General features: G+C 70.7%; 21 protein-coding genes. 14 read left to right on the top strand and 7 right to left on the bottom strand.

The annotated features are described in order from the left end of the window. The first annotated feature begins 33 nt into the window (after positions 1-33). Positions 34-1,518, top strand: a complete 1,485-nt coding sequence (locus ACWFR4_RS10765; RefSeq protein WP_453463280.1) for a cytochrome P450 — start codon at positions 34-36, stop codon at positions 1,516-1,518. 45 nt (positions 1,519-1,563) lie between these two features. Here the strand turns inward: ACWFR4_RS10765 and ACWFR4_RS10760 are convergent, their stop codons facing one another. Continuing rightward, positions 1,564-2,511, bottom strand: coding sequence for an RluA family pseudouridine synthase (locus ACWFR4_RS10760; protein ID WP_453463277.1), 948 nt, complete (start codon positions 2,509-2,511; stop codon positions 1,564-1,566). A 78-nt stretch (positions 2,512-2,589) separates the two neighbouring features. On the opposite strand from ACWFR4_RS10760, the gene ACWFR4_RS10755 reads away from it, so the two are divergent. The 4 genes from ACWFR4_RS10755 (at position 2,590) to ACWFR4_RS10740 (ending at position 6,138) form a co-directional block, all read left to right on the top strand. Then, on the top strand, positions 2,590-3,186 hold the full coding sequence (locus tag ACWFR4_RS10755) for a GNAT family N-acetyltransferase (protein ID WP_453463274.1): 597 nt from the start codon (positions 2,590-2,592) through the stop codon (positions 3,184-3,186). A gap of 180 nt (positions 3,187-3,366) precedes the next feature. After that, positions 3,367-4,014, top strand: coding sequence for a PadR family transcriptional regulator (locus ACWFR4_RS10750; RefSeq protein ID WP_389526634.1), 648 nt, complete (start codon positions 3,367-3,369; stop codon positions 4,012-4,014). A gap of 322 nt (positions 4,015-4,336) precedes the next feature. Further along, on the top strand, positions 4,337-5,365 hold the full coding sequence (locus ACWFR4_RS10745; protein ID WP_453651975.1) for an ATP-binding cassette domain-containing protein: 1,029 nt from the start codon (positions 4,337-4,339) through the stop codon (positions 5,363-5,365). Continuing rightward, positions 5,362-6,138: an ABC transporter permease gene (locus ACWFR4_RS10740; RefSeq protein ID WP_453463265.1), complete on the top strand. Its 777-nt coding sequence runs from the start codon at positions 5,362-5,364 to the stop codon at positions 6,136-6,138. The genes ACWFR4_RS10745 and ACWFR4_RS10740 overlap by 4 nt, the downstream gene beginning before the upstream one ends. A gap of 62 nt (positions 6,139-6,200) precedes the next feature. On the opposite strand, the gene ACWFR4_RS10735 is transcribed toward ACWFR4_RS10740, so the two are convergent. Further along, positions 6,201-7,034 (bottom strand): siderophore-interacting protein, encoded by an 834-nt coding sequence (locus ACWFR4_RS10735; RefSeq protein WP_453463262.1) that lies wholly within the window; start codon positions 7,032-7,034, stop codon positions 6,201-6,203. Positions 7,035-7,085: 51 nt separating this feature from the next. Next, entirely contained in the window at positions 7,086-8,033 is a 948-nt protein-coding gene (locus ACWFR4_RS10730) for a 5'-3' exonuclease (protein ID WP_453463260.1), read from the bottom strand. Between the two features lie 249 nt (positions 8,034-8,282). On the opposite strand from ACWFR4_RS10730, the gene ACWFR4_RS10725 reads away from it, so the two are divergent. From ACWFR4_RS10725 to ACWFR4_RS10710, 4 genes are all read left to right on the top strand, one after another. Continuing rightward, complete coding sequence (locus ACWFR4_RS10725) at positions 8,283-9,407, top strand: quaternary amine ABC transporter ATP-binding protein (RefSeq protein WP_453463257.1); 1,125 nt, start codon at positions 8,283-8,285, stop codon at positions 9,405-9,407. Beyond that, on the top strand, positions 9,400-12,018 hold the full coding sequence (locus tag ACWFR4_RS10720; protein WP_453651973.1) for an ABC transporter permease/substrate binding protein: 2,619 nt from the start codon (positions 9,400-9,402) through the stop codon (positions 12,016-12,018). Before ACWFR4_RS10725 ends, ACWFR4_RS10720 begins: the two co-directional genes overlap by 8 nt. Before the next feature lie 160 nt (positions 12,019-12,178). Further along, a complete protein-coding gene (locus ACWFR4_RS10715; protein WP_453465527.1) occupies positions 12,179-12,754 on the top strand; it encodes a helix-turn-helix domain-containing protein in 576 nt (191 codons plus the stop codon). Continuing rightward, positions 12,751-13,491 carry a helical backbone metal receptor gene (locus ACWFR4_RS10710; RefSeq protein WP_453651971.1) on the top strand — a complete coding sequence of 247 codons (741 nt, stop codon included), beginning with the start codon at positions 12,751-12,753 and terminating at the stop codon, positions 13,489-13,491. The genes ACWFR4_RS10715 and ACWFR4_RS10710 overlap by 4 nt, the downstream gene beginning before the upstream one ends. Here the strand turns inward: ACWFR4_RS10710 and ACWFR4_RS10705 are convergent. Further along, the gene (locus tag ACWFR4_RS10705; RefSeq protein WP_453465530.1) at positions 13,418-14,575 is read right to left on the bottom strand and encodes a TDT family transporter; all 1,158 of its coding nucleotides are present in this window, start codon (positions 14,573-14,575) and stop codon (positions 13,418-13,420) included. The two genes, ACWFR4_RS10710 and ACWFR4_RS10705, sit on opposite strands and share 74 nt — an antisense overlap. Before the next feature lie 70 nt (positions 14,576-14,645). Here ACWFR4_RS10705 and ACWFR4_RS10700 point away from each other — a divergent pair, with 70 nt between their 5' ends. Continuing rightward, positions 14,646-15,587 carry a LysR family transcriptional regulator gene (locus ACWFR4_RS10700; RefSeq protein WP_453465532.1) on the top strand — a complete coding sequence of 314 codons (942 nt, stop codon included), beginning with the start codon at positions 14,646-14,648 and terminating at the stop codon, positions 15,585-15,587. 15 nt (positions 15,588-15,602) lie between these two features. Here ACWFR4_RS10700 and ACWFR4_RS10695 read toward each other — a convergent pair whose 3' ends face one another. The 3 genes from ACWFR4_RS10695 to ACWFR4_RS10685 all read right to left on the bottom strand — a co-directional run bounded on the left by ACWFR4_RS10695 (position 15,603) and on the right by ACWFR4_RS10685 (position 18,607). Next, entirely contained in the window at positions 15,603-16,295 is a 693-nt protein-coding gene (locus ACWFR4_RS10695) for a gamma-glutamyl-gamma-aminobutyrate hydrolase family protein (protein WP_453652167.1), read from the bottom strand. A gap of 26 nt (positions 16,296-16,321) precedes the next feature. Beyond that, positions 16,322-17,770: an ethanolamine permease gene (gene eat, locus ACWFR4_RS10690; RefSeq protein ID WP_453651969.1), complete on the bottom strand. Its 1,449-nt coding sequence runs from the start codon at positions 17,768-17,770 to the stop codon at positions 16,322-16,324. A 111-nt stretch (positions 17,771-17,881) separates the two neighbouring features. Next, positions 17,882-18,607: a FadR/GntR family transcriptional regulator gene (locus ACWFR4_RS10685; protein WP_453465536.1), complete on the bottom strand. Its 726-nt coding sequence runs from the start codon at positions 18,605-18,607 to the stop codon at positions 17,882-17,884. 86 nt (positions 18,608-18,693) lie between these two features. On the opposite strand from ACWFR4_RS10685, the gene ACWFR4_RS10680 reads away from it, so the two are divergent. Genes ACWFR4_RS10680 through ACWFR4_RS10665 form a run of 4 tightly spaced genes read left to right on the top strand, consistent with a single transcriptional unit; the run spans position 18,694 to position 23,566 of the window. Beyond that, positions 18,694-20,070: a glutamine synthetase family protein gene (locus ACWFR4_RS10680; RefSeq protein ID WP_453465537.1), complete on the top strand. Its 1,377-nt coding sequence runs from the start codon at positions 18,694-18,696 to the stop codon at positions 20,068-20,070. A gap of 1 nt (position 20,071) precedes the next feature. After that, positions 20,072-21,427 carry an aldehyde dehydrogenase family protein gene (locus tag ACWFR4_RS10675; RefSeq protein WP_453465539.1) on the top strand — a complete coding sequence of 452 codons (1,356 nt, stop codon included), beginning with the start codon at positions 20,072-20,074 and terminating at the stop codon, positions 21,425-21,427. 6 nt (positions 21,428-21,433) lie between these two features. After that, positions 21,434-22,243: a 3-oxoacyl-ACP reductase gene (locus tag ACWFR4_RS10670; protein ID WP_453651967.1), complete on the top strand. Its 810-nt coding sequence runs from the start codon at positions 21,434-21,436 to the stop codon at positions 22,241-22,243. Between the two features lie 33 nt (positions 22,244-22,276). Further along, positions 22,277-23,566 (top strand): haloacid dehalogenase-like hydrolase, encoded by a 1,290-nt coding sequence (locus ACWFR4_RS10665; RefSeq protein ID WP_453651965.1) that lies wholly within the window; start codon positions 22,277-22,279, stop codon positions 23,564-23,566. The last annotated feature ends 16 nt before the right edge of the window (positions 23,567-23,582 follow it).

Below are 23,582 nucleotides of genomic sequence, written 5' to 3'. Positions count from 1 at the left end.
ACACAGACTTTCCACACCACCGGAGCGATCACCGTGACGACTCCCTCCCACTCACACGCCGGTACGGACGAGGCCGCGCTCAGTCCACCGCCCGGCTGCCCGGCCCACGCCCTGGGCCCCGGCGGCCTGCGCCGGCTCTACGGCCCCGAGGCGGACGACGACATCTCGGCCGTGTACGAGAAGCTGCGCGCCGAACACGGCCCCGTCGCCCCCGTCCTGATCCACGACGACGTGCCGATGTGGGCGGTCCTCGGGCACAGCGAGAACCTGCACATGGTCCGCTCGACCTCTCAGTTCAACCGCGACGCGCGCCACTGGAACGCCGTCCTCGACGGCAGTGTCACCCCCACCAACCCCCTCGCGCCCGTCTTCAGCTGGCAGCCCATCTGCAGCTTCGCCGAGGGCGCCGACCATCAGCGGCTGCGCGGCGCGGTCACCGGGGCGATCGGCACCATCGAGGCCCGGGGCCTGCGGCGCTTCATCAACCGCGCCTCGAACGAGCTGGTCAACAAGATCTGCGAGATCGGCGAGGCGGACGTCGTCAGCCAGTTCGCCGAGCATCTGCCGATGATGGTGATGTGCCGGATCTTCGGCATGCCCGAGGAGTACAACGAGCGGATGGTGCAGGCCGCCCGCGACATGATCAAGGGCACCGAGACCGCCATCGCCAGCAACGAATACATCATGGGCGTCCTCACCAGGCTCACCGCCCGTCGCCGTGCCCACCCCGAGGCCGACTTCACCAGTCACCTCATCGCCCAGCCCGCCGCCCTCGACGACGACGAGGTCGCCCAGCACCTGCGCCTCGTCCTGATCGCCGCGTACGAGGCCACGGCCAACCTCATCGCGAACGTGCTGCGCGTGGTCCTCACCGACCCCCGCTTCCGCGCCCGGCTCAACGGCGGCCAGATGACCGTGCCCGAGGCGGTCGAGCAGTCCCTGTGGGACGAGCCGCCGTTCAGCGCCATGGTCGGCTACTTCGCGAAGGAGGACACCGAGCTCGGCGGCCGGCACATCCGCCGGGGCGACGGCCTGATCTTCGGCATCGCGCCCGGCAACGTCGACCCCGTCGTACGCCCCGACCTGTCCGCCAACATGCAGGGCAACCGCTCGCACCTCGCCTTCGGCGGCGGACCGCACGAGTGCCCAGGACAGGACATCGGCCGCGCCATCGCCGACATCGGCGTCGACGCGCTCCTGATGCGTCTTCCCGACGTCGAACTCTCGGTGCACGAGCACGAGTTGCGCTGGCGCTCCTCGATCCTCTCGCAGCACCTGGTGGAGCTGCCGGTGAAGTTCGAGCCGCGCCCGCCGCAGGACGTCGTCGCCAAGCCCGGCATCCGGCCGGTCCCGGAGCCGCGCGACGAATGGCAGGTGTCGACACACGCTCCGCCGGCGCCCGCCCCCGTTCCGGCGGCCGCACCGGAACCGCAGCAGCCGCCCGCCGCGTTCCCGGCGCCCGCCGCACCGCCGCAGGGCGCCTGGCGGCGCTTCCTGCGCTGGTGGCGCGGCTACTGAGCGGGCCGCACCCAGGCGTTACGAGGAGTGGACGGGCGCCGTCGGCTAGCCGTCCGTCCACTCCTCGTACACCGACCAGGCCTCGAGCATCCGCCCGCTCTCGAAGCGGTGCTCCTGGCCTGTCACGGGATCCCTGAACTCCAGGGTCCGGGCGAGGAGTTGGAGCGGGCGGCGGAAGTCGTCCGGCGCCACCTCGTCGGCGATCACCGGGTAGATCGGGTCGCCGAGGATCGGCAGGCCGAGCGCGTTCATGTGGACCCGCAGCTGGTGGGTGCGGCCGGTGTGGGGGAGCAGCCGGTAGCGGCCGAGCCCGCCGCGCCGCTCGACGAGCTCGATCCGGCTCTCCGCGTTCGGCTCCCCGCCCGGCACTTCGCGCGCGGCAAGCACTCCGCGCTCCTTCTCGATCCGGCTGCGCACGGTCCTCGGCAGGGCGATTCCCGGGTCGTGGGCGGCCACCGCCTCGTACTCCTTGCGCACGAGCTTGTCGCCGAACAGCGTCTGGTACGCGCCGCGTTCCTCGGACCGGACGACGAACAGGACGAGGCCCGCGGTGAGCCGGTCGAGCCGGTGCGCCGGCCCGAGCGCGGGCAGGTCCAACTCCCGTCGCAGGCGCGCCAGCGCGGTCTCGGTGACATGGCTGCCGCGCGGCGTCGTCGCCAGGAAGTGCGGCTTGTCGGCGACCACGATGTGCTCGTCCCGGTACACGATCCCGATGGGGAACGGCACGGGCACCTCGGGCGCGAGGTCGCGGTGGAACCACACCCAGGCGCCCGGGACATAGGGCGCGTCCGACGTCACCGCGGCCCCGTCCGCGCCCACGATCCGCCCCTCGCGCAGCATCGCGTCGATCACCCCGGGCCCGGCCGCGAGCCGTTCCACGAGATGGTCGCGCACCGTGCTCCAGGCGCCGTCGAGCGGCAGCATGACCCGGAAGGCGTCGATGCCGTCGCGCTGCGGCAGCGGGGAGGGCGGAATGCGCCGCTTACGTCTCATCGCGGCCCAGCCTACGGGCGGTCGCCGGTCCCGAGGAACCACGGACGGAGGCGGGCCGCCGGGGGCAGGATGGGGCCCATGCCGATCACGATTCCGCAGGTCCTGGCCACCGGCACGCTCGCCCGCGGTCCTCAGCCCACCATCGAGGCCGAGGGCGGCCTCGTCCTCAGGCCCTGGCGGGACGACGACGTGCCCGCCGTGTACGCGGCGTTCCGCGACCCGACGATCCAGCAGTGGCACGCGCGGGTCGCGGAGTCCGAGGACGAGGCGCGCGGCTGGATGAAGGAGTGGCGGGACGCCTGGGACGGCGAGCACCGGGCCAGCTGGGCCCTCGCCACGGCGGACACCGGCGAGGTGGTGGGCCGCACGGCGCTGCGCTCCCTCTCTCTGCACGAGGGGCTGGCCGAGGTCGCGTACTGGGTCCTGCCCGCGGCGCGGGGCGCCGGTATCGCCCCGCGCGCCGTCGCCGCGCTGTCCCGCTGGGCGCTCGACGAGATCGGCTTCCACCGCCTCGAACTCCAGCACGCCGTCGGCAACATGGCGTCCTGCCGGGTCGCCCTCAAGTCGGGGTTCGCCCTGGAGGGCACGAAGCGCAGCGCGCTCCTGCACGCGGACGGCTGGCACGACTGCCACCTCCACGCGCGCGTGCAGGGCGACCGCCGTCCGGAGGCGTGACGCGGCCCCGACCCGAACCTGCCGCGGCCGCCCCACCAGTTCCCCGCGCCGAAGTCCGCACCCTTGCATACTGGCCTCGTTCGCGATACATCGTGTATTGACGCGGACGGTCGATCGCGATATGTTCGGCTACGGATATTCGGATACGGGGTGTCGGGTGCGAGGGGCGAGGTGAGGTCCGTGGCCACGAAGCGGCGCAAGCTGGGCAATCCGCTGGCCCTCGCGGTGATGGTGCTGCTCATGGAGAAGCCCATGCACCCGTACGAGATCGCGCAGACCCTGCGCCGGCGTGGCAAGGACACCACGACGAAGATCAACTACGGCTCGCTCTACACGGTCGTCCAGAACCTGGAGAAGCACGGCTTCGTCGAGGTCGCGGACGTTCAGCGGCAGGGGAACCGGCCGGAGCGCACGCTCTACGGGATCACCGACGACGGCCGGGAGGAAGCGCTCGAGTGGCTCTCCGACCTGCTCGCCGTGCCCGCGCGTGAGTACCCGATCTTCGAGACGGCGCTCTCCCTCATGGGGGTCATACACCCCGACGAGGTGACGCGACTGCTGGAGGAGCGGCTCGCCTCGCTCGAGGTCCAGGCGGCGAGCGCGCGTGGCGGACTCATGAAGCTGTACGAGACGCTGCCGCGGATCTTCCTCGTGGAGACCGAGTACCAGTTGCACATGGTCGAGGCGCAGGCCGAGTGGATCCGGGGCTTCCTGCGGGAGGTCAAGGAGGGCACGCTCGACGGCGTCGAACAGTGGCGGACGTTCCAGGAGACCGGTGAAATCCCGCCGGAATTCGCCGAGTTGGAGGAAACCCGCCCCGACCGGTGATCGCCCATGAACCGGTGATCACCCGTAAGTCGGTGGCCCACTCGTGAACCGGTGGTCCACCGGTAAACCGGGGGCTCCACCGCAGGAAGAAAAGAGAGACCCGGAGAGAAGTAGGCCAAGAGAGACAAACAGACCCCGGCAGGACTGTTGCAGCAGTCCCGCCAGGGTCTCGAACCCCGGACCGACCCACCGTGCGGCGAGCCAGGCGATCGAGGTGCGGCACACCCAGGATAGCCCGGCGCTCTTCACGTGGATCGGCCGTCATCCGCTCACACCCGCGAGCGGATCCACCGTCGTCCGCTCACACAGGAGAGCCGTCGTCATGAGTACCCGTGCGCCCGCGGTGCAGGCGCGTCAACTCGTCAAGACCTATCCCGGCGATGTCACCGCGCTCAGCGGCATGGACATCACTGTGGAACCCGGCACCGTCTTCGGCCTGCTCGGCCCGAACGGCGCAGGGAAGTCCACCACCGTGAAGATCCTCACCACCCTCGCCCGCCCCGACTCCGGGACCGCCACCGTCGCGGGCCACGACGTGCTGCGGCACCCCGACCGGGTGCGCCGCGCCATCGGTGTCGTCGCCCAGAAGTCCGGTGCCGACCCCGTCGCCACCGGCCGCGAGAACCTCCAGCTCCAGGGCAGGCTCTACGGCCTGCGCGGAGCGGATCTGAACCGGCGCGTCTGCGAACTCCTCGACCGCTTCCGCCTCTCCGACGCCGCCGGACGCCAGGTCAAGGGCTACTCGGGCGGCATGCAGCGCCGCCTCGACGTGGCGCTCGGCCTCGTCCACCGGCCCGAGGTGCTCTTCCTCGACGAGCCCACCACCGGCCTAGACCCGGAGGCCCGCACCGCGATGTGGGACGAGATCGCGCGCCTCGCCGGCGACGAGGGCCTGTCCATCCTGCTCACCACGCACTACCTCGAAGAGGCCGACCGGCTCGCCGAGCGCATCGCCGTCGTCGACCGCGGCCATGTCGTCGTCGAGGGCACCCCCGACGGCCTCAAGGGTGAACTGCGCGGGGACGCCGTCCACTTGGAGCTGCGCGCCCCCGTCCCGGACGCCGGTCGCACGGTGCTGGAGGGCGCGCTCGCCGCGCTGCCGGGCGTGCGCGAGACCCAGTTCGACGGCCGGCGCGTCAGTGTCCGCGCCGACGACGGGGCCGCCGCCGTGCCCGCCCTGCTCGGCGCGCTGGAGCGGGCGGGCGTAGTGGTCACCGCCGCCACCGTCGCCCGCCCGTCGCTCGACGACGTCTATCTCCGCTACGCCGGCCGCCGCTACTCGGAGGCGCAGGCCGCCACCCTCGACGCGTCCGCCGCCGACGCTCTCGCCCCCGCCGGAGGTGCCCGATGAGTACCGCGATCCCGCAGACCTGGTACATGACGCAGCGTCAGCTGATGGTGTTCCTGCGCCAGCCCGCGTATCTGCTGATCACCCTGATCCAGCCGGTGGTCTGGCTGTTCCTGTTCGGCAACCTGTTCAAGAAGGTCGTCGAGCTGGGCGGATTCGGGACCACGACCTATCTCGACTACCTCATCCCCGGCGTCGTCGTGATGAGCGCGCTCAGCTCCAACATGTGGGCGGGCATGGCGACGCTCGACGAGATCCAGCGCGGCACGCTCAACCGGTTCCTCACCACGCCGGTCAGCCGTGGGGCTCTGATGAACGGCAATGTGGTGAGCAACGGTCTGGTCACCGCGCTCCAGTCCGTCGTCATCGTGCTGCTCGGCCTCCTCGGCGGGGCCGAACTGCCGGGCGGGGCCGGCGGAGTGCTCATCCTCGTCGCCGCCGCGGTGCTCCTCGGCACGGTGTTCGGCGCGCTGTCGAACGCGTTGGGCATGCTGGTCAGGGAGCGGGAGTCGATCATCGGGATCAACACGTTCCTGCTGCTCCCGCTGACCTTCCTGTCCTCCGCGTTCATGGCGCCGTCGCAGATGCCGTCGTGGATGCGGCACATAGCCGACTTCAACCCGCTCAACTGGGCGATGGTCGCGGGCCGTTCGGCGATGTCCGAGCACCCGGACTGGAGTGACGTGCTGACCCGCGGCGGGGCGCTCCTCGTACTGGCCGTCGCGGCGGTGTGGCTGTCGACCCGCACCTTCCGCTCGTACCAGCGATCCGTCTGAGCACGACGCCCAAAGGGGGCGCTCCCTCTGAGGGGGGCGCCCCAGGGGAGCAGGGGATGGCCCTACGCCGTCTCCTGCTCCGCCTCCACCTGCGCGTTCCACTCCCGCTTCGAGGCCTGCCAGCCGTCCTCGTTGTGACCGTGGCGCCAGTACCCGGAGATCGAGAGGTCCTCGCGCGGGATCTCCCGCTCGGTGCGCAGATGGCGACGCAGCTCCTTCACGAAGCCCGCCTCGCCGTGCACGAAGGCGTGCACCCGGCCGGCCGGGAACGCGAGTCCACGCACGGCCTCCACCAGGGCCTCGCCCACCGGCCGGTCGCCGCGGTGCAGCCAGACGACCTGCGCGGCGGAGTTGATCTTCTGCTCCTCGGCGGTGTCGGAGACCTCCACGAACGCGTGGGCCACGGCACCCTCGGGCAGCGCCTCCAGGGCGGCCGCGATCGCGGGCAGGGCGCTCTCGTCACCGGCGAGCAGGTGCCAGTCGGCAGTCGAGTCCGGGGTGTAGGCGCCGCCCGGACCGGTCAGATGCACGCTCGCGCCCGGCTGTACGTCCCGCGCCCACGGACCGGCGATGCCCTCGTCGCCGTGCACCACGAAGTCGAGCGTCAGCTCGCGTGCCACCGGGTCCCAGGCGCGCACGGTGTACGTACGCGTCACGGGCCACTGCTCGCGCGGCAGCTCCTCGCGGATCCGGCCGAGGTCGAACGGCTCGGGGTAGGTGACGCCGTCGAGCGGGAACTGCAGCTTCACGTAGTGGTCGGTGCAGCCGCCCGCGGCGAACGCTGCGAGGCCGTCCCCGCCGAGGACCACGCGCTGCATGTGCGGGGTGAGCCGCTCGGTGCGCAGGACCTCGCCCCGGTGTGCCGTCGGCTTCCTGCGTTCCGGACGTTCCGCCATGGCGGCCTCCCCTGAAGATCACTGGCTACTTAGGTTTACCTAAGTTAACACTCAGCGCTCCAGGGTGGTGAGCAGCCGCTGCAAAGAACCGCCCAAGCCCCAGCGCTCCGCGAGCTTGTCGAGGGCCGCGGGATCGCGCGCTTCGCGCGGCAGCGCCGTGTCCACGTCCGGCAGGGGCACGTCCCCGGCGACCCGCACGACCGTCGGCGCGACAGCGATGTACGGGCGCGACTCGTCCAGGCGCTTGCGCTGCGAGGGCGTCAGCTTCGACTTCGGGTCGTCGACGGCGGCCATGATCCCGGCCAGGTCCCCGAACTGCGTGAGCAGCTTCGCGGCCGTCTTCTCGCCGATGCCGGGCACGCCCGGCAGGCCGTCGCTCGGGTCGCCGCGCAGGAGGGCCAGATCCACGTAACCGGAGCCGTCGACGCCGTACTTCTCGTGCAGCAGTTCCTCGTCGGTGACCTGGAGGGTGCCGACGCCCTTGAGGGGGTACAGGACGCGGCGTTCGCGCGCGTCGTCGACGAGCTGGAAGAGGTCACGGTCGCCGGTGACGATGTCGACCGGACCGGTGGCCCGCCCGGTGAACGTGCCGATGACGTCGTCCGCCTCGTACCCCTCGACGCCCACGCGCGCGATGCCCACCGCGTCGAGCACGTCCTCGATGATCGGGACCTGGGGGGAGAGGGTGTCGGGGATCTCCTCTGCGTAGGAACCGTCCCGCCCGGTCTCGGTCTCCTGGGCGACGCGATGCGCCTTGTACGAGGGGATCAGGTCGACCCGCCACTGGGGGCGCCAGTCCGCGTCCATACAGGCCACCAGCGAGTCGGGGTGGTGGTCGTGCACGAGCCGGGTGATGAATTCGAGCAGGCCGCGCACCGCGTTGACCGGCGTCCCGTCCGGGGCCTTCACGGAGTCGGGGACCCCGAAGTAGGCCCGGAAGTACAGGGACGCGGTGTCGAGCAGCATCAGGCGATCGGTTCGCTGGGTCACGTCCCACATCCTGCCGCACAGCACCGACAGCCACCGCCTCGCGAGGATATGGCGGATCCGGTTCCGGAAGTGAACGCGATGTGAACTGGAACACTCTTCCGTTTGATCTGCATAAGTGAGGGCAGGCGCGCTCCCGGAGCGAACCCGGTCCCTCATTCAACCAATGGATGTGTTTCCGGCCTGCGAGCGGACCTCGCATCGCTCCACGGCCCGCCGGCGGGGGAGGCGGGCCGTCATGGTTCTACCCGAGAGGTGTATGTGTCCACGCTGCAAGCCGAAGACCTGTACAAGGTGTTCGGCAGACGACCCGATGAAGCGGTGGAGAAACTCCGCCACGGAGCAGACCGTGAGGAACTGCGCGCCGGCGGCACCACCGCTGCCGTGATCGACGCTTCCTTCACCGTCGAGCCGGGCCAGATCTTCGTCGTGATGGGTCTGTCGGGCTCCGGCAAGTCCACGCTTCTGCGCATGCTGAACGGACTGCTCGAGCCCACAGCCGGGCACGTCCGCTTCGACGGCCAGGATCTGACCGCGCTCAGCCCCCGCGACCTGCGGGCCGTGCGCTCCAAGAAGATCAGCATGGTCTTCCAGCACTTCGCGCTCTTCCCCCACCGCAGCGTGCTCGAGAACGCCGCGTACGGCCTCGAGGTCCAGGGCGTCCCGCGCAAGGAGCGCCAGAAGCGCGCCGTCGAGGCGCTGCGCCTGGCCGGTCTCGCCGGCTGGGAGAAGTCCTGGCCCGACGAACTCTCCGGCGGTATGCAGCAGCGCGTGGGCCTGGCCCGCGCACTCGCCACCGACGCGGACCTGCTCCTCATGGACGAGTCGTTCAGCGCGCTCGACCCGCTGATCCGCCGCGACATGCAGGACCAGCTCCTCGAGCTCCAGAAGACCCTGAAGAAGACCATCGTCTTCATCACCCACGACCTGAACGAGGCCATGCGCCTGGGCGACCGCATCGCCGTCATGCGCGACGGCCGCATCGTCCAGATCGGCAGCGCCGAGGACATCCTCGTCACGCCGGCCAACGACTACGTCGCCTCGTTCATCCAGGACGTGGACCGCTCCCGCGTGCTGACCGCGGGCGCCATCATGACCGCCCCCGAGAAGGGGTACGACCCGGCCGACGCGCCCGCGACGGTCACCGAGGACACCCCGGTGATCGAGCTGTTCACGCCGTGCTCCACGGACGGCGTCGCCGTCGCCGTGACAGACGAGAGCGGCAAGCTCACAGGCGTCGTGACGCGGGAACGGCTTCTCGCCGTCCTCGGTGAGCCGATGAAGCCCACCGCGCAGACCTCCATGACGAAGACTCCGAAGGACGCCGTCCCCACGCCGCGTGGCGAGGACGACGAGCCGGTGAAGAAGGTGAGCACCGGTGCCTAGGATTCCCTTCGGTGACTGGGTCAACGACGTCGTCGAGTGGCTGCTCAGCAACGCCGCGTGGCTTTTCGACTTCTTCAAGAACGTCTTCAACGGTGCCTACGACGGCATCAACTGGGTCCTCCAGGCCCCGCAGCCGCTGATCCTCGCGGGCATCTTCGCGGTGGTCGCCTTCTGGCTGCGCGGCACGGTGGCCGGAGTCCTGACCTTCGTGGGATTCGCGTTCATCGACTCCCTCGAACTGTGGGACCACGCGATGATGACGCTGTCGCTCGTCCTCGTGGCGACGATCATCGCGCTGGTCATCTCGGTGCCGGTCGGCATCTGGGCGGCCCGCTCCAACCGGGTCAGCGCGGTCGTGCGCCCGGTCCTGGACTTCATGCAGACGCTGCCCGCGATGATCTACCTCATCCCGGCCATCCTGTTCTTCGGCTCGGGCGCCCCCGCGGGCATCGTCGCGACCCTGATCTTCGCCCTGGCCCCCGGCGTCCGCATGACGGAGCTGGGTATCCGGCAGGTCGACAAGGAACTGGTCGAGGCCGCCGACGCGTTCGGTGACACCCCGCGCAACACGCTGTTCCGCGTCCAGCTGCCGCTCGCGCTCCCGTCGATCATGGCCGGTGTCAACCAGGTCATCATGCTGGGCCTGTCCATGGCCGCCATTGCGGGCATGGTCGGCTCCGAGGGCCTCGGCGCCGACGTGAACGAGGCCATCGGCCAGCTGAACATCGGTCTCGGCTCCGAGTCCGGCGTCGCCATCGTGATCCTCGCGATCTACCTCGACCGCATGACCGGCGCGCTCGGCACCCAGTCGTCCCCGATGGGCCGCCGCGCGCTCGCCAAGGTGCGCGCCGCGCACGGTCTGACGGTCTGGAACTATCGTCCGCAGGCCGCGGTCGCGGTCGTCGGTGTCGTCATCCTCGCGCTCGTCGCGGGCGGCATGGGCATCTTCGGCGGTTCGAAGAACGAGACGCCGATGGCCGACGCGTCGAACGTCGGCCAGGGCAAGAAGATCTCCATCGGCTACATCCCGTGGGACGAGGGCGTCGCCTCCACCTTCCTGTGGAAGGAGATCCTCGAGCAGCGCGGATTCGACGTGCAGGTCAAGCAGCTCGAAGCCGGGCCGCTATACACGTCGCTGGCCTCCGGCCAGATCGACTTCGAGACCGACTCCTGGCTGCCGACCACGCACGCCCAGTACTGGAAGAAGTACGGCAAGCAGCTCGACGACATGGGTTCCTGGTACGGCCCGACGTCGCTCGAGCTCTCCGTGCCCGCGTACATGAAGGGCATCGACTCGCTCGAGGACCTCAAGGGCAAGAGCGGCACGTTCGGCGGCAAGATCACCGGCATCGAGTCCAGCGCCGGAATGATGGGGATCCTCAAGGACAAGGTCCTCAAGGAGTACGGCCTCGACAAGGAGTACAAGGTCGTCGACAGCTCCACGCCGGCGATGCTGGCGCAGCTGAAGCGCGCGTACGCCAAGAAGCAGCCGATCGTCACGACGCTCTGGTCGCCGCACTGGGCGTACAGCGACTACAAGCTGAAGAAGCTCAAGGACCCGAAGGGTGCCTGGGGCAAGGGCGACGGCGTGCACACGCTGTCCCGCAAGGGCTTCGCCGACGACAACCCCGAGGTCGGCAAGTGGCTCAAGGACTTCAAGCTGACCGAGAAGCAGCTCACGAGTCTTGAGGCCGAGATCAACAAGGCCGGCAAGGGCAAGCAGCAGGACGCCGTCAAGACCTGGCTGAAGTCCAACCCCGGCGTCGTCGACAAGCTGGCCCCGGTCAAGAAGTCGTCGACGGCCGGCGGCAAGGGCGAGGCCGCCCGACCGGTGAACGTCGCCTGGTTCCCCTGGGACGAGGACGTCGCGGTCACCTACCTGTGGAAGCGGGTCCTCGGCGACCGCGGCTACAAGCTCAACCTGAAGCAGATGGACGTCGGCCCCGTCTACACGGGTCTCGGCTCCGGTGACCTGGACGTCAACTTCGACGCCTGGCTGCCCTATGCCCAGAAGAACTACTGGGACAAGCACAAGGACAACCTGACGGACCTGGGCTCCTGGTACAGCCCGACGTCCCTCGAGATCGCCGTGCCGTCCTACGTGAAGGGCGTCAAGTCCCTCGAGGACCTCAAGGGCAAGGGCTCCACCTTCGACGGCAAGATCATCGGGATCGAGCCGGGCACCGGCGAGATGAACCTGCTGAAGAAGAACGTCCTGCCGGGCTACGGCCTGGACAAGGAGTACAAGGTCGTCGACGGCTCCACGCCCGCGATGCTCGCCGAGCTGAAGCGCGCGTACGCCAAGAAGCAGCCGGTCGCCGTCGTGCTCTGGTCGCCGCACTGGGCGTACAGCGAGTACAAGCTCAACAAGCTGACCGACTCCAAGAAGCTCTTCGGTGAGGGCAACACGATCCGCACCATCGCCAACAAGAGCTTCCCCTCGAAGTACCCGCAGCTCACGAAGTGGTTCAAGAACTTCAAGATGAGCGAGAGCGAGCTGGGCAGCCTCGAGGCGGAGATCAAGAAGCACGGTCAGGGCCATGAGGAAGAGGCCGTGGACGCGTGGCTGAAGACGCACAAGGGTGTCGCGGACCGGATGGCTCCGCAGTAGTTCCCGAGTACGTTCAGAAGTAGTTCCAGCGCGCGTGGGCGGCCGGTGTTCAGCACCGGCCGCCCACGCGCGTTCCGCCGCTCACATGAAACCGTCGGGCGAACCTGCGTAGGGTGCAAGGAGCCGGGCAGGTGACGACGCGCGGGAGGCAGCCGGAGCGATGGACGAACACAAGGAGACTCTTCGGGTGGGCGCGGCCGTGCGGCGCAGGCGCCGAGCCCAGGAGCTCACCCTTGCCACCGTGGCCGAACGCAGCGGCCTGTCCGTCCCGTTCCTGAGCCAGGTCGAGAACGAACGCGCCCGGCCGAGCCGGCGCTCCCTGGAGAAGGTGGCCGACGCGCTCGGCACCACGGCGGTCGAGCTCCTGGCCGCCGCCGACCCCGCCCACACCGTGGACCTGGTGCGCGCGGACGACACCACGGTCGCCGAGGACGCGTCTCCCGAATCGGTCGTGCGCTCCCTCGTCCGCGGCCATCACCAGCTGCACGCCGAGGAGTTCATCGGCGACCACGACCCGGGTCGCGAGTTCCAGCTCCGCAACGACGTGCTCATGTATGTCACCGAAGGCGCCGTAGAGGTCGAGGCCGAGGGCAGGGCCTATCGGCTGGGCCGCGGTGACAGCCTGTACCTGACCGGTGGCGTACGGCACCGCTGGCGGGCCACCGCCGCGGACGCGCGTGTGCTCGTCGTCGCGGTCGCCGAACACATCGAGGCGCGGGACGAACCCGGGCGGTGACCGTGCCCCGCGGCCCGCGCGTCGTCTCCCTCGTCCCCTCGCTGACCGAGGCGGTCGCCGTCACGCTGCCCGGAGCCCTCGTCGGTGCCACGGACTGGTGCACACACCCGGCGGACCTCGGCAGCGGTCTCGTACGGATCGGCGGCACGAAGAACCCGGACGTCGAACGGATCATCGCCCTCGCCCCCGATCTGGTGATCGCCAACGAGGAGGAGAACCGCGCGCCCGACCTCGCGGCCCTGCGCGAAGCGGGACTCGACGTCCTCGTCACCGAGATCCGCGATCTGCCGGGCGCGCTGCGTGAGCTGGAGCGGGTCCTCAGGGCCTGCGGCTCCCCCCGCCGGCCCCGCTGGCTGGACGAGGCCGCGGCGGCCTGGGACGGACTGGAGCGCCCCACCCGGCGGCTGCGGGCGGCGGTGCCGGTGTGGCGGCGCCCCTGGATGGTGCTCGGCAGGGACACCTTCGCCGGTGACGTGCTCGCCCGGCTCGGCGTGGACAACGTGTACGCGGACCACGGCGAGCGCTACCCGCGCCTGGCGGCCGACGAACTGCGCTCGGCGGACATCGACCTGGTGGTGCTGCCCGACGAGCCGTACCGCTTCACGCGCGACGACGGGCCGGAGCAGTTCCCGGTGCCCGCCGCGCTCGTCAGCGGGCGTCATCTCACGTGGTACGGGCCGTCGTTGACGCAGGCGCCGGCTGTCCTGCGCGCGGCGCTGCGAGCAGCTCTCCGCTGATCAGCCGGCGGACCGTGGGCACGGCGGCGAAGGCCCAGGCGGCGACGAGCACGACGTACAGGACGACTGCGAGCACGTCGTACACCGCGAGCCCCGTGTGCTTGGCGAGGCCCTCCGCGCCGGTGACACAGGTGCCGATGGGGAAGGTGAACGCCCACCACGTCATCGAGAACCGCATGCCGCGGCGGCGGGCCCGCACCACGAGCGCCGCCGCGAGCGCCAGCCACAGCAGCGCGAACCCCATCACGGGGACCCCGAACAGGACGGCGAAGACGCCGAACCCCTGGGCGTACGGGGCCGGCAGAACGCCCGGCGCGGTGTCCGCGAACTTGTTGACGGCGGTCGTCGACTGGCCGAGCGGGCCGAGCACGAGGAACAGCGCGGGCGTGAGCATCAGCGGCAGCGGTCCCGCCGTCACCAGGCGCGCGAAGATCACCGGAAGCATCACCGCGGTGGCGATCAGGCTGAGACCGAACATGGCGACACAGGCGAGGAGCATCGTCTGCTGCCACTGGCCCGACGGGAGATGCGGCACCAGGAGCGGGCCGACGGCCGCGGACACCATGGGCGCTACGACGGGGAGCAGCCACACGGGGGACGCCTGACCCGGCTCGATCCGGTGCTTGGCCACCATCAGGTACGGGACGGCCACCGCCGCCACGAGCCCGATCACCGTCCCCGCCGTGAACAGCACCGTGTCCAGGGCGACGGCCGCCTGCGTCCCGATCCAGTCCTGGCCGACGAGCATCGTGCCGCCGCCGACGGCGAGCAGCGCCATCGCGAGGCAGCCGTAGAAGGGGGCCACGGCCGGGTCGAGCAGATGCTCCTTCGCCCGGTCGCTGTGGTGCGTCCAGTGCAGGGCGCGGGCCGTGAGGAGGACGAGGAGCGCCATGAGGGAGAGCGCCCACATCGCGGTGCACAGGGCCCGCAGGCCCGGAACATGCACGGGGAACGCGGCGCCCGCGTTCGCGATGATCGCGGTACCCATCACGGACGCGTACCAGTTGGGGCCGAGATGGCGGACGGCGGGACATCGAAGTGACGGGGTGCGGGCGGCCGTGAGCGGCTGGGCGGCGGTGACCATGACCCCACGGTCCCGTCAGGCCGTGCCCCCCACCAGGGACCATGCCCCTATGAGGGCATAAGCTGGATTTATGAGTGGCGATATGGCGGGTGCGGCGGACGGTTCGACGGCGGGGGCGGGGCTCGCTCACCGGGTCCCGGACCTCGGCGCCCTGGAACTCCTTCTCGCCGTGGCACGGCTCGGCAGCCTGGGTCGCGCCGCGCGCGAGACGGGCATCACGCAGCCCGCGGCCAGCAGCCGCATTCGCTCCATGGAACGCCAGCTCGGTGTGGCCCTGGTCGACCGGTCACCGCGCGGCTCACGGCTCACCGACGCGGGCGCGCTCGTCACGGACTGGGCGCGGCGGATCGTCGAGGCGGCGGCGGCCTTCGATGCGGGCGCGCAGGCGCTGCGCGACCGTCGTGACTCGCGGCTGCGGGTCGCCGCCAGCATGACGATCGCCGAGTACCTGCTGCCGAACTGGCTGCTCGCGCTGCGCGCGGAGCGCCCCGACACGGCGGTGTCGCTCCACGCGGGCAACTCGGCGGCGGTCGCCGAGCGCCTCCTGTCCGGCGACGCGGACCTCGGCTTCGTCGAGGGCCTCGCGGTGCCCGCGGGCCTGGACGCCACCGTCATCGCCCATGACCGGCTCATCGTGGTCACCGCCCCCGGACACCCGTGGGCCCGGCGCAGGAAGCCACTGTCGGCCGACGAGCTGGCGGCGACCCCGCTCATCCTGCGCGAGCGCGGCTCGGGCACCCGGCAGGTCCTCGACGCCGCGCTCGGCGGCCTGGCACGCCCCCTCATCGAGCTGTCGTCGACGACCGCGGTGAAGGCGGCTGCGGTGAGCGGCGCGGGCCCCTCCGTCCTCAGCGAGCTCGCCGTCGGCGAAGAACTCGCCGCGCGCAGGCTCGTCGAGATCCCGCTCGAAGGCGTACGGCTGCGCAGGGACCTGCGCGCGGTCTGGCCGACCGGGCACCGGCCGGTGGGGCCGGCCAGGGAGCTGCTCGCTCTCACGCGCGGGCCGGCCTGAGCGTCGCCCGTGACGTCAGGAGCCGCCCCGCTCCGCCGCGCGGATCAGGCCGCCCATGACGCGTGCGTCCTCGCCCATCTCGGGGTGCCACTGCACGCCGAGTACCCAGGAGAGGCCCTGGAGTTCGACCGCCTCGACCGTGCCGTCCGCCGCGTGGGCCGACGCGACCAGACCCCGGCCGAGCCGGTCGACCGCCTGATGGTGGTACGTCGGCACGTCCGACTCCTCGGGCACCAGCTCGCCGTACCGTGTCCCGGGCACGGGCGTCACCGCGTGCGTCCCGAAGACGCCGATGTCCTTGACGTGCCCCTCGATGTGCTGGGTGAGCGTGCCGCCGAGGGCCACGTTCAGGAGCTGCATGCCCCGGCAGATGCCGAGCAGCGGCTTGCCGGACGCCAACGCGGCGCGGATCAGGGCGAGTTCCCACGCGTCCCGCTCGACCGCGGGCGGCCCGGTGCGCTCCTCCCGCACGGCGCCGTACCGGCCCGGTTCCACGTCGGGCCCGCCCGCGACGACGAGACCGTCGAGCCGGGCGACCACCGAGGGTGCGTACGTGGGGTCGTCCGGCGGCACCATCGCGGCGAGGCCGCCTGCGGACTGCACGAGCCGCGGGTACCCGGCGGGCAGCAGTGCGGCGGGCAACTCCCACACGCCCCAGCTCGCCTTCGCCTCCAAGTAGGTGCTGACTCCGATCAGCGGCCTGCCCATCATGTACCCGTGCTCCCTCGCCATGGTCAGTTCCGTTCCAGTTCGGCCTCTGCCGCCGCGAGCGCCGCGAACTCCTCCTCGGGGGCCCGCGCCACCAGATGCCTGCGGCTGTAGGCCCCGAAGTACCCGATCACCACCGCGTACACCCCGAGCGCGATCAGCGCCGCCGTCACGTCCACCAGGAAGGTGGCGACCAGCGCCGCGCACGCGAGGACCAGCGCCACGGAGGACGTGAGCACGCCGCCCGGAGTGCGGTACGGCCGCTCGAGGTCCGGTTCCCGGCGCCGCAGCACGATGTGCGACAGGGACATCAGAGCGTACGAGATCGTCGCGCCGAACACCGCGACGTTCAGCATGCGGGCACCGTCGCCCGTCGCGGCCGCCAGCGCGAAGCCGATCGCGCCCGGCACGAGCAGACCGAGGTAGGGCGCCTTGCGTCGGCTGGTGAGCGACAGGAAGCGGGGGAGGTAGCCCGCGCGGGAGAGCGCGAAGAGCTGGCGCGAGCCCGCGTAGATGAGGGAGAAGAACGACGCGACCAGGCCCGCGAGCCCCGCGTAGTTCACGATGCGGCTCAGCGTGGTCGCCCTGCCGCCGGGCTGCAGCGCCTCGACGAGCGGGTTGCCCGCCTCCTGGATCGCGGCGGAACCGCGCGCCCCCGACGAGGCGAGGAACGTCAGGACGGCGAGCACCACGAGGATCGCCATGGACCAGCGGATGGCGCGGGGCAGGGTGCGCGCCGGATCCTTGGTCTCCTCGGCCGCGAGCGGTACGCCCTCCACACCCAGGAAGAACCACATGCCGAACGGGAACGCCGCCCAGATCCCCAAGAGGCCCATGGGAAGCCAGGAGTTGGCGCCGAACGCGCCCGTGTCCACGGGGATGTCGTTGAGCTTCGACGCGTCGAAGTCGGTGAACGCGGCGACCGCGAAGACGAGCAGCGCCGCGACCGCGATGCCGGTGACGACGAAGCTGAAGCGCAGCGCCTCTCCCACGCCCCACAGGTGGATGCCGATGAAGACGAGGAAGCAGGCCAGGTGGACCGGCCAGCCGGAGGTCAGACCGAACAGGCCGAGCGACTCGACGTAGTCGCCGATGAAGATGGAGATGGCGGCCGGCGCGAGGACGTACTCGATGAGGATCGCCGTGCCGGTGAGGAAGCCGCCCCAGGGACCGAGGGCGCGGCGCGCGAAGCCGTAGCCGCCGCCCGCGGTGGGCAGCACCGAGGACAGCTCGGCCAGGGAGAACACCATGCACGCGTACATGACGCCCATCAGGGCCATCGCGATCCCGAGGCCGCCGAAGCCGCCCTGCACCAGGCCGAAGTTCCAGCCCGAGTAGTCGCCGGAGACGACGTACGCGACGCCGAGCCCGGTCAGGAGCAGCCAGCCCGCGCTGCCGCGGCGCAGCGTTCTGCGTTCCAGGTAGTCGTCCCCCGTATCACCGGTGGGGCGGGTGTTCTGGGTGTCCAAGGTCATGGCGCGGGCTCCCCGTCGTACGGTGGATGCTCAATGGAGTGGATCCATACCTTTGCGGGGAGCGCGCGAAGAAATCAAGACCCCTGCGTTACGCGCGGGTCAATCACGGGCTCAGGTCAGGAAGCCCCGCAGGAGAGCGGCCGTTCCGGCGCAGTGCTCGCGCATCATCTCCCGTGCCCCGTCCGCGTCCCCGTCGAGCACCGCCTCCACCAGGGCCGTGTGCTGGCGCTGCGAATGCTCCAGGTTCCGTACCAACAGCGGGATGCAGTCGAGGAGGTCGTTCACCGTCGCGCGCACCGCGGCGTACCGCGCCGTGAGCGAGGGTGACCCGCACAGCTCGGCGAGCGTGAGATGCAGCAGCGTGTCGAGCCGGCGGTAGTCGGCGAGGGGTGCGTCATGGGTGCGCGCGAGGGCTTCGCGCAGCCGCCCGGCCTGTTCGTCCGTGAGGCCGTGAGCGGCGCACAGGCCGGCCGCGCCGACCTCCAGGACCTCCCGGAAGCGCAGCGCGTCCTCGACGTCCACGTCCTTGAGGCGGCGGCGCAGCTCGTCCTCGCCCGGCGCGTCCGTGCGCGCCACCACGAACGTGCCGCCGTAGCGCCCGCGCCGCGACTCGACCAGGCCCTGGTCCTGGAGCACCTTCAGGACCTCCCGCAGCGTCACCCTGCTGATGCCGAGCCGGTCCGCCAACTCCCGCTCGGAGGGCAGGCGTTCACCTCCCGGCACCAGGCCGAGCCGGACGACCTGGAGGATCTGCTCCAGGGCCTCCTCGAAGCCGTTGCCCGCCCGCACGGGCCGCAGCACCGGCGTGAGCCGGTCGTCGTCATCGGTGTGCGACATATGGCCGTACCCCCTTCCCAAGCAATGGTTCTCCGCAATACCTTATGGCTTCCGGCTGACCGAAGAAGCCCGAAGGAGGCCTTCCCGTGGCAGACCGCACACCCCCGCTCGGCGTCGAGGAGCTCACGTCCCTCGTCGAGAGTGGAGAGATCGACACTGTCGTCCTGGCCTTCCCCGATATGCAAGGGCGGCTCCAGGGCAAGCGGTTCGCCGCCCGCTTCTTCCTCGACGAGGTCCTCGCCCACGGCACGGAGGGCTGCAACTACCTCCTCGCCGTCGACACCGAGATGAACACGGTCGACGGATACGAGATGTCCTCCTGGGACCGCGGCTACGGCGACTTCGCCATGCACGCCGACCTCTCCACCCTGCGCCGCGTCCCCTGGAACGACGGCACCGCGATGCTCATCGCGGACCTGGCGTGGAACGACGCCTCGCCCGTCGTGGCCGCGCCCCGGCAGATCCTGCGCCGCCAGCTCGACCGCCTCGCCGAACTCGGCTACACCGCCCACGTCGGCACGGAGCTCGAGTTCATCGTCTTCAAGGACACCTACGAGCAGGCCTGGGACGCGGGCTACAAGAACCTGACCCCGGCAAACCAGTACAACATCGACTACTCGGTCCTCGGCACCGGACGCATCGAGCCGCTCCTGCGCCGCATCCGCAACGACATGGCCGCGGCCGGCCTCGTCGTCGAGTCCGCCAAGGGCGAGTGCAACCCGGGCCAGCACGAGATCGTGTTCCGCTACGACGAGGCCCTCGTCACCTGCGACCAGCACGCCATCTACAAGACCGGCGCCAAGGAGATCGCGGCCCAGGAGGGTGTCTCGCTCACCTTCATGGCCAAGTTCAACGAGCGCGAGGGCAACTCCTGTCACATCCACCTCTCGCTCCAGTCCATCGACGCACCCGGCACCAACGTCATGGCGGGCACCGCGGACGACCCCGGCGGGATGTCGCCGGTGATGCGGCACTTCCTCGCGGGCCAACTCACCGCGCTGCGTGACTTCTCGCTGCTCTACGCGCCCAACATCAACTCGTACAAGCGGTTCCAGCCGGGCTCCTTCGCGCCGACCGCCGCCGCGTGGGGCTACGACAACCGCACCTGCGCGCTCCGTGTCGTCGGCCACGGCCGCTCGATGCGCTTCGAGAACCGCCTGCCCGGCGGCGACGTGAACCCGCACCTCGCGGTCGCCGGACTCGTGGCAGCCGGCCTGTACGGCATCGAGCAGAAGCTCGAACTGCCCGAGGAATGCACCGGAAACGCCTACACCGGCGAGTACGAGCACGTTCCCACGACGCTGCGCGAGGCCGCCGAGCTGTGGGAGAACAGCCCCATCGCCAAGGCCGCGTTCGGCGACGAGGTCGTCGCGCACTACCGCAACATGGCGCGGGTCGAACTGGACGCGTTCGACGCCGCCGTCACCGACTGGGAACTCCGCAGGTCGTTCGAAAGGCTCTAGCGTGCACGACATCCTCAACCCGGCGACCGAAGAAGTCATCGCCACGATCCACGCGACCTCCCGCGACCAGGTCGACGCCGCGGTCCTGCGGGCCCACCGGGCACAGCGCGGCTGGGCGGCCGCGGCCCCCGCCGACCGGGCCCGCCTCCTGCGCCGCTTCGCCGCCGTCGTCGACGAGCAGGTCGAGGAACTCGCCCGCCTCGAGGTGCGCGAGGCCGGACACACCATCGGCAACGCCCGCTGGGAGGCCGGCAACGTCCGTGACCTGCTCGACTACGCGGCCGGGGGAGTGGAGCGCCTCACCGGCCGCCAGATCCCCGTCGCCGGCGGCCTCGACATCACGATCCTCGAACCCCTCGGCGTCGTCGGTGTCATCGCGCCCTGGAACTTCCCCATGCCGATCGCCGCGTGGGGCACGGCCCCGGCGCTCGCCGCCGGGAACGCGGTGATCCTCAAGCCCGCCGAGACGACCCCGCTCACCGCGCTCCGCCTCGCCGAACTCGCCCTGGAGGCAGGGCTTCCCGAGTACCTCTTCCAGGTCCTTCCCGGCGCCGGAGACGTGGCGGGAGCCGCACTCGTGGAGCACCCCGGCGTCGCCAAGATCGTGTTCACCGGCTCCACCCGCGTCGGCAAACAGATCATGGCCAAGTGCGCCGGCCAGGTGAAGCGCGTGACCCTCGAACTCGGCGGCAAGAGCCCGAACATCGTCTTCGCCGACGCCGACATCGAGGCGGCCGCCGCCGCGACCCCCATGTCGTTCCTCGACAACGCCGGCCAGGACTGCTGCGCCCGCACCCGCATCCTCGTCCAGCGGTCCATCCACGACCGGTTCCTCGGGCTGCTCGCGCCCGCCATCGAGTCCGTCGTCGTCGGCGACCCCGCCGACGAGAAGACCCAGATGGGCCCACTCATCTCCAAGTCCCAGCTGGAACGCGTCCGTTCGTACGTCGACGTGGGAGCGGCCGCCGTGCGGGGCAGCGCCCCCGAGGGCGCCGGATTCTGGTTCCCGCCGACCGTCCTCACCGAGACAGCAGCCGACGCGCCCGCCGCCGCCGAGGAGGTCTTCGGGCCGGTCGCCGTCGTCCTGCCCTTCGACGACGAGGCCGACGCGATCCGGCTCGCCAACGCCACCCAGTACGGGCTCTCCGGATCCCTCTGGACCCGTGACGTGGGGCGCGCCCTGCGCGTCGCCGGGGCGGTCCGCGCCGGGAACCTCTCGGTCAACTCCCACTCCAGCGTCCGCTACTCGACCCCGTTCGGCGGCTACAAGCAGTCCGGCGTCGGCCGCGAACTGGGCCCCGACGCCCTCACCGCCTTCACCGAAACCAAGAACGTCTTCATCAGCACGGAGGCCTGAAGCACCATGACCGAGCAGACTCCTACCGTGGGTTCCCCCCGGACCCCCATCTGCCGCCGCCTCACCGGCCGCACCGCCGTCATCACCGGAGCCGGCAGCGGCATCGGCCTCGCCACCGCCCGCCGCCTCGCCTCCGAGGGCGCGAACGTGGTCTGCGCCGACATCGACGAGAGCGCCGGCAAGAAGGCCGCCGAAGAGGTCGGCGGCACCTTCGTCCAGGTCGACGTCACCGACGCCGAACAGGTCGAGGCCCTCTTCAAGACCGCGTACGACACCTACGGTTCGGTCGACATCGCCTTCAACAACGCCGGGATCTCGCCCCCCGACGACGACTCCATCCTGGACACGGGCCTGGAAGCCTGGAAGCGCGTCCAGGAGGTCAACCTCACCTCCGTCTTCCTGTGCTGCAAGGCCGTCATCCCCTACATGCGGCAGCAGGGCAAGGGCTCCATCATCAACACCGCCTCGTTCGTGGCACGGATGGGCGCGGCGACCTCCCAGATCTCGTACACGGCCTCCAAGGGCGGCGTCCTCGCCATGTCGCGCGAGCTCGGCGTGCAGTTCGCCCGCGAGGGCATCAGGGTCAACGCCCTGTGCCCGGGCCCGGTCAACACCCCGCTCCTCCAAGAGCTGTTCGCCAAGGATCCCGAGCGCGCCGCGCGCCGTCTCGTGCACATCCCGGCCGGCCGCTTCGCCGCCGCCGAGGAGATCGCCGCCGCCGTGGCCTTCCTCGCGAGCGACGACTCCTCGTTCGTGAACGCCACCGACTTCCTCGTCGACGGCGGCATCTCGGGGGCGTACGTCACGCCTCTGTAGGGGACGCGTCATGTAGGTGTACGGTCCCCAGACATGCGTAACAGAGATGTTGCCGCGTGGACTTCAGCCGTGGTCACCGTCCTGGTGGCCACGGCTCTCGTCTCTCCTGCGGCCGCCGCCACGTCCGCTCCCACCACCGACCGGGCCTGCCCGCAGCTCTCGAAGAAGCTGTCGTGGTACGGGCAGAACCGGGCCCGACTCCAGCGCGTGATCGACGAGCGCGGGACCTGCAACGGCCATCACGGGCCCCGGCCCGTCGCCGCGTTCGACTGGGACAACACCGTCTCCAAGAACGACGTCACCGACGCGACGATCGCCTGGTCGCTCAAGCACGACAAGATCCTGCGGCCCGCGAGCTGGAAGAAGACCAGCAAGTGGCTGACCGACGACGCCGACAAGGCCCTGACCGCCGCCTGCGGCACCGCCGTACCCGTCGGCGCGCCCCTGCCGACCTCCACCGACACCGACTGCACCGACGAGATCTTCAACATCCGCGAGTCCGGAAAGACCATGAGCGGCGCCGCCGCCTTCGCCGGGGAGTGGAACCACCGCCGCACCGTGCCCCAGTACGCCTGGGTGCCGCAGCTGTTCGCCGGACACACCGTCCCCGAACTGGAGTCGTACGCCGCCCAGGCCCGCCGCGAGGCCCTCGCCGCACCCGTCGGCTCGACCCAGACGCTCGGCACGCACACCATCCCCGGATACGTGCGCTACTACGAGCAGCAGCGCGACCTCATCCGCACGCTGCAGATGGCCGGGTTCGACGTCTACATCGTGTCGGCCGGGTCCGAGCCCGTGACCGAGGTGTGGTCGGGCGGCCGGGGAGGCGTCGGCATCGACCGCGCCCACACCATCGCCATCCGTTCCGTCCTCGACAGCAAGGGCCGCATCACCACGTACAACGAAGGCTGCGGCGGGGTCGGACGCACCCAGGGCGAGGCCATCCCGTACATCGACGGCAAGCGCTGCTGGATCGACCAGGACATCTTCCACATCAAGGGCAAGTCTGCCTGGGAGAAGCAGCGTTGGGGCAAGCGCATCGCCCTCGGCGGCGGTGACGCCGACACCGACGTCACCTTCGTCGGCGACGCCACCGGCGCGCACCTCGTGCTCAACCGCAACAAGAACGAGGTGATGTGCCGCGCCTATGACAACGCCGACGGGCGCTGGGTCGTGAACCCCATGTTCATCGAACCGCTCCCGCGCAAGTCCGGCAGCTACCCCTGCTCCACGGCCGCGTACAACAAGCCCGAGGGCGGCTTCGGCCCGGTCCTGCGCCCGGACGGCTCCGTCGTGCCCGACCAGGCGGACTCGGTGTACTGACCTTCCCCGCACAATT

The organism is Streptomyces sp. NPDC055140, assembly GCF_053607285.1.
Note: the sequence above shows the minus strand (reverse complement) of the source record. Positions and strands in the feature narration are given on the sequence as shown.